The sequence below is a fragment of the Streptomyces europaeiscabiei genome, from assembly GCF_001550375.1.
Taxonomy (GTDB): Bacteria; Actinomycetota; Actinomycetes; order Streptomycetales; family Streptomycetaceae; genus Streptomyces; species Streptomyces europaeiscabiei.
Map to the genome: position 1 here is coordinate 1 of NZ_LRTR01000306.1, position 1,304 is coordinate 1,304.

Below are 1,304 nucleotides of genomic sequence, written 5' to 3' on the forward strand. Positions count from 1 at the left end.
GTCGGGCGGCCTGCGCGTGCAGTGCGTACGGGGTCGCGTCGTCCACCCGGCCGCAGTCGGACAGCGCGGCCCCGACGACGGCGACCTTCCGGCCGCCGCCACGACGTGCCGCGTCACGACGGCCACCGGTTCCGGGCGTAGCGGGCGCAGCGGTCATAAATCTGACGGTACATCAGATGGGCGCCCGGCAGCCCTGTGCTTCGGTAGTCTTCCGGCCTAATATGACGGACCGTCAGAGATCGAGACGGGATGTTGGGGGAGTGGAAGGGGGACCGCCCATGGATGCCCGCTTCACCGCCGAGCAGGAGGAGATCCGGCGCACGGTACGGGAGTTGCTGCTCAAGCGTTGTGGTCCGGAGGAGGTCCGGGCCGCCGTACGGACGGGAGAGGGGTACGACCGCGGACTGTGGGCCGCCCTCTCCGAACAGCTCGGACTGCCGGGGCTCGCCCTCCCCGAGGCGTACGGCGGTGTCGGTTGCTCCGTGACCGAACTGGCCCTGGCCGGCGAGGAGGTGGGGCGTGCTCTCGCGCCCTCGCCGCTGCTGTCCACCTCCGTTCTCGTCGCCCCCTTGGTCCTCGCCCTCGGCACCGAACGGCAGCGCGCCGATCTGCTGCCCCTCCTCGCCTCGGGCCGGCTCACCGCGGCCCTCGCCGTACCGGGCACCGCCCTCGCCACCGCGCTGGCGCTGACCGGCGACAACGAGGGCGCGTGGGCGGGCGGCGGCCGGGCCGGCGGTGTCCAGGCACGACGCGTCGGGGACGGATGGCGGCTCTACGGGGAGGCCGGGCAGGTGCTCGACGGGCACAGCGCGGGGATGCTGCTCGTGGCCGCGCACGCCGGGGGGTACGCCCGCTCGCGGACGCTGCTGTTCCTCGTGCGGGGGGAGACGGGTGCCGGTGGGAGCCTCGTACGGGTGCGGCAGACTTCCGTCGACGAGACGCGGCCGGTGGGGCGGCTCGAACTCCGGGATGTGGAGGCCGAGTTGCTGGGAACCGATGTCCGCCCCGGACCCGGCTCCGCTGCCGGTTCCGGTTCCGACGTCGGGGTGTTGTCGGCCCTGTCCGAGGTCGGGGACGCGGCCGCCGCCGTGCTCGCCGCCGAGGCCGTGGGCGCGGCCGACCGGGCGTTGGAGCGGACGGTCGCGTATGCGCGGCAGCGCGAGCAGTTCGGGCGGCCGATCGGGTCGTTCCAGGCGGTGAAGCACCGGCTCGCGGATGTGTACGTGCGGGTGCGGGCGGCCCGGTCGGCGGCGTACTACGCGGCCTGGGCGGCGGCCGCCAGGCCCGGCGAAGAGGGCGGCGCG

General features: G+C 74.8%; 1 protein-coding gene and 1 pseudogene. One reads left to right on the forward strand and one right to left on the reverse strand.

From position 1 onward, the window contains the following. Window positions 1–157: pseudogene (locus AWZ10_RS53665) on the reverse strand (acetyl-CoA acetyltransferase); the annotation flags it as partial. 121 nt (window positions 158–278) lie between these two features. Here AWZ10_RS53665 and AWZ10_RS14975 point away from each other — a divergent pair. Then, the coding region (locus AWZ10_RS14975) for an acyl-CoA dehydrogenase family protein (RefSeq protein ID WP_060891291.1) at window positions 279–1,304 on the forward strand (1,026 nt) is incomplete at its 3' end.